At 67.3% G+C, this 3,511-nt stretch carries 8 protein-coding genes; 1 reads left to right on the top strand and 7 read right to left on the bottom strand.

Features of this window, described 5'->3' with window-relative positions:
• Positions 1-187 precede the first annotated feature (187 nt).
• Positions 188-388 carry a hypothetical protein gene (locus CRO07_RS18995; RefSeq protein ID WP_204840062.1) on the top strand — a complete coding sequence of 67 codons (201 nt, stop codon included), beginning with the start codon at positions 188-190 and terminating at the stop codon, positions 386-388.
• A 35-nt stretch (positions 389-423) separates the two neighbouring features.
• Here the strand turns inward: CRO07_RS18995 and CRO07_RS18015 are convergent, their stop codons facing one another.
• From CRO07_RS18015 to CRO07_RS17985, 7 genes are all read right to left on the bottom strand, one after another.
• Positions 424-669, bottom strand: coding sequence for a DUF7697 family protein (locus CRO07_RS18015; RefSeq protein ID WP_204840063.1), 246 nt, complete (start codon positions 667-669; stop codon positions 424-426).
• Complete coding sequence (locus CRO07_RS18010) at positions 666-1,103, bottom strand: hypothetical protein (RefSeq protein ID WP_097031997.1); 438 nt, start codon at positions 1,101-1,103, stop codon at positions 666-668. The genes CRO07_RS18015 and CRO07_RS18010 overlap by 4 nt, the downstream gene beginning before the upstream one ends.
• 2 nt (positions 1,104-1,105) lie before the next feature.
• Positions 1,106-2,044 (bottom strand): phage tail tube protein, encoded by a 939-nt coding sequence (locus tag CRO07_RS18005; protein WP_097031996.1) that lies wholly within the window; start codon positions 2,042-2,044, stop codon positions 1,106-1,108.
• A gap of 23 nt (positions 2,045-2,067) precedes the next feature.
• Positions 2,068-2,490: an acyl-CoA transferase gene (locus CRO07_RS18000; protein WP_097031995.1), complete on the bottom strand. Its 423-nt coding sequence runs from the start codon at positions 2,488-2,490 to the stop codon at positions 2,068-2,070.
• Positions 2,491-2,523: 33 nt separating this feature from the next.
• A complete protein-coding gene (locus CRO07_RS17995; RefSeq protein WP_097031994.1) occupies positions 2,524-2,868 on the bottom strand; it encodes a type II toxin-antitoxin system RelE/ParE family toxin in 345 nt (114 codons plus the stop codon).
• On the bottom strand, positions 2,868-3,125 hold the full coding sequence (locus tag CRO07_RS17990; protein WP_097031993.1) for a type II toxin-antitoxin system ParD family antitoxin: 258 nt from the start codon (positions 3,123-3,125) through the stop codon (positions 2,868-2,870). Before CRO07_RS17990 ends, CRO07_RS17995 begins: the two co-directional genes overlap by 1 nt.
• 63 nt (positions 3,126-3,188) lie before the next feature.
• A partial coding sequence (locus tag CRO07_RS17985) for a DUF6441 family protein (RefSeq protein ID WP_235841107.1) occupies positions 3,189-3,511 on the bottom strand: 323 nt, incomplete at its 5' end.

Below are 3,511 nucleotides of genomic sequence, written 5' to 3'. Positions count from 1 at the left end.
CGGCCGAGGCCCTTCGCCCCGGCCTCGCCCACGCCCTCCAGTTCGGCGCGCACGCGACGTCCGCCCTCCGCCACGAGGCGGACGGAGACCTTCTTTTCGGCCATGAGGAAAACCTTGATTCTGTGGTAAGTGCTTAGGGCGGAGGGCAGGACTTGGAGTCTCTGTTTCAGTTGCCAAAGGACTGACGATGATCGGCCAAAGCCAAAGCACGCAGCACGGCGATGAAGAACCCAAGCCCACCGATCAAGCGGGGCTCGGGTTGCCACTGCGTGGATTTGATGAGGGCGATGAGGCACAGTCCCGTTCGCTTCCGGCAAAGCAGGACCTGAAGGGACTGGCGCGTGGGGCTGTACCAAACGGCTATCGGGATCGATCCGATCGAACCTGAATCATGCGCGCGGCGCGCCGGTTGGTCTCATGGCGTCAGATCGGGGTCATCGCCGTTGAACGCTCGGCCATCTGCTCGTTGAGTTTGCGCACCATCACCGCCTCGATTTCGGGCAGCAGTTCCGCGGCGATCAGGGCATTGACGCCCAGCGCCTCGGCCAGTGAAAGCGCAGCGCCCATGTCCCATCCGATCACTGCCCCCGGCGCGATGCGCAGCTGGCCACCGAGGCGCTGGGTCAGGTCCCAGACCTGCCAGCCCTCGATGGTCTGCGGCCGGTTCAATCTTGCGGGGCAGTCGGGGCAGGGGCCTGCGCAGGCCGCGCAGTAGCCGTCGCCCCCGCCGAAGGACCAGTCGGCGAGGGCGCGGAGGCGTTTTTTTCCAGATCCAGCATCAGGCCGCGGGCGACATATTGCGCCTGGAAGGCCTCGAATACGGGCCAGATTTCGAGAAGGGCGTCGATCCCGGCCGGGCTGACCGGGACGAGGTTGCCCGCCTCGTCGCCGACACCTTCCCATTCCAGAACGGCGCGACGGGCGACGGCCTTGGCCATAGCCAGCGCCATGTCCTCCTGGCTGGAGGTTTCCGACAGGCCATCGATGGCCGGGTCGGCGCGGGCCGAGACCATCATCGCGGTGGTCAGGGGCGCCACCAGGACGCGCAGGCCGGGCAGCAGGTCCAGCCATTCGGGCCGGTTCGACAGGTTCAGACGGATCATGGTCAGTATCCCGTGATGGTGTTGACGAGGACAGCGGTGCACATCCGGGCGGGGCTGGTGGCCTTTGCCGCCTGCCAGTCGAAAGTGGCCTGAATGCCCTGGGGTCCGGGGATTTCGATCCGCGGGACGGGCAGGTAGACGGCGTGGGCGGTGAAGGTGAAGCTGGCGTTGGCGCCGAGGCTGTAGGCGAACTCGAGCTCGCAAGGCGTGCCGTCGATGGCTTGGGTCACCAGCGCCGGGTCGGCGAAGCGCACCTCGATCCGGCCGGTCAGCGCGGCCATGCCCGGATCGGCGCCCTCGATCCTGCCATCGTTGCGGATGGTCTCGATCCGGTCGAGCCCGTTGGCATAGGTGATCTCGGCCGAGACGACATTGCCCAGCGCCGTGCCGTTGCGCTTCACCACCCCGTTGAAATGGCCGAAGCGCTGAAGGCCGAACGCGGTCGGCGTGCCTGCGGCCGTGGTGGCTGCAATGGCCTCACCCTGGGCGATCAGCCGGGCAGTCGCCGTCAGGAGGCCCGAACGGCTCATCTGCCACGAAAGCTGGTCCATCACGCAGCCCGCATACATCGCGAACCGCGGCACCTCGGGCATGGCGACTTCGATGGCCATCGAGGGCAGCGTCCAGTTCCCCGATTGGAACGTGTGGGTCTTGGGCGTGGTCCCCGTCGTGGTCGGGGCGCCGAAGGCCGCCTTCAGCCAGAAGCCAAAGGCCTCCACATCGATCGGCACCACCACCTCGCCATCGGCGGTGACGGCGTCCTTGATCGGGGCCAGGGGATCGCGGCCGTAGCCGAGAAGCTCAGAATTCAGCAGGGGCTGTTCCGCGCCCAGCGTGGTGCGGGCGAAGGGCATCAGCCGATAGCCGCTGGCGGGCGGGGTGCCGTAAACCGTCTCGAACGCAAGCGCCATCTGCGCCCGCGCGCCGTGTGCGCGTGCCATGGGGGTCTCCTATGTGGGGGATGTCAGGCCAGGGGGCCGGTGGTGGTATAGTGCAGGACGACAGTGATCACCGCCGCCTTCAGGGCCGCGGCGCCCTCGACCGGCAGGTCGACCGAGGCCGGGGCTTCGGCTTCGACCCAGTCGCAAAGGCCGCCGAGTGTGCGATCGGCTTCCATCGCCGTGCCGATGGCAGCGATCAGGGTGTCGAAGGCGCTGGCCCGGCCGGTGCCCGCCTGGACGACAACCTCCAGCTCGGCCCGATGCTGGTAGTGATAGCGCAGCGGCGACAGCGTCACCTCCGGCTCACCGGGTTGGCCGTCGCGCAGGATGATCAGCCCGGCCGCGGGGATCCTCTCGGGCAGCACCTCGTCACGCAGGGTGAGGGCGGCAAGCGGTTGCAGCCGCGCGTGCAGCGCAGCGAGGACAGTCTCGCGGGTGGTTGGCATCTTGTGTTCCGGGGTTCCGGGACAGGCCCGGGGTCAGTGTTCCCTGTCGCCTTTCGGGAGGGGCAGGTTGGCCAGCCGTCGCGGCAGATCAGCGCGGCTGTGCAGGAAATCGATGATGATCACCTGCTCGGCGTCTTCGACGAAGACCACGAAATGCTGGCCTGCCCGCGCGAAGCGCAGATCCTCGACCAGATCGGGGTCGATGAGCCGACGGCAATCCTGTGACAGGGCGGTGCCCGCGGCGATCTCGCGGCAGGTGGAGATCAGGTCATCCTCATAGGCAGCTGCCTGTCGTGGTCCGAAGGTCTCGACGGTCCAGCGTGCAATCTCGATCAGCGATGCCTCCGCCTGTCGTGTCAGGCGCCATGGTTTCGGCATCAGGAATTGGCACGCGCGGCGGCAAAAGCCCGGCGGATTGCATCCTCGCCACTTCCCTCGGCCAGATCCCCGCGCCGGGCCTGTTCAAGCCCGGTGGTCAGACGGCTGCGCAACGCGCCAAGTTCCGCTTCTTCGCGTTCAAGAAGGCGAAGCCCGGCGCGCAGCGCTTCGGATGCGTTCTGATACCGACCGGATGCCACCAGGCGGTCGACAAGGTCGGATTGCGTTTCAGTCAGGACAACGTTTCTGGTGGCCATGGGAGTCTCACTGAGGATCATTGGCAATATATGCCAACGGGCCTGCCATGTCGACAGGTCCCGTCATGACCGTGTTTCAACCCACCCCGCCACGATCCGCCCCGGCACGGCGTCGATGGCCCGCTCAGCATCCCGCGCCAGATCGAGCCGCTTGCGCAGCTTGACCTGTGGCAGCAGCAGGAAGATCGGTACCGTGGTCAGCCCGCGGCCGGATTTCGACTGCGATGCCACCGCGCGCCCCTTGCTGTTCAGCCGCCCCTCGGCCACCAGCAGGCTCGGTCCGCGGCGCTTGTAGATGAACCGCAATTGCAGCCCCGTGCGGCGCTCCCATTCGCCGGGGGTGATGCGGCCGCCGCGGGTGGATTTGCCTGCGGCGGCGGTGGGGA

It is taken from the genome of Cereibacter ovatus (assembly GCF_900207575.1).
Lineage (GTDB): Bacteria > Pseudomonadota > Alphaproteobacteria > Rhodobacterales > Rhodobacteraceae > Cereibacter_A > Cereibacter_A ovatus.
Note: the sequence above shows the minus strand (reverse complement) of the source record. Positions and strands in the feature narration are given on the sequence as shown.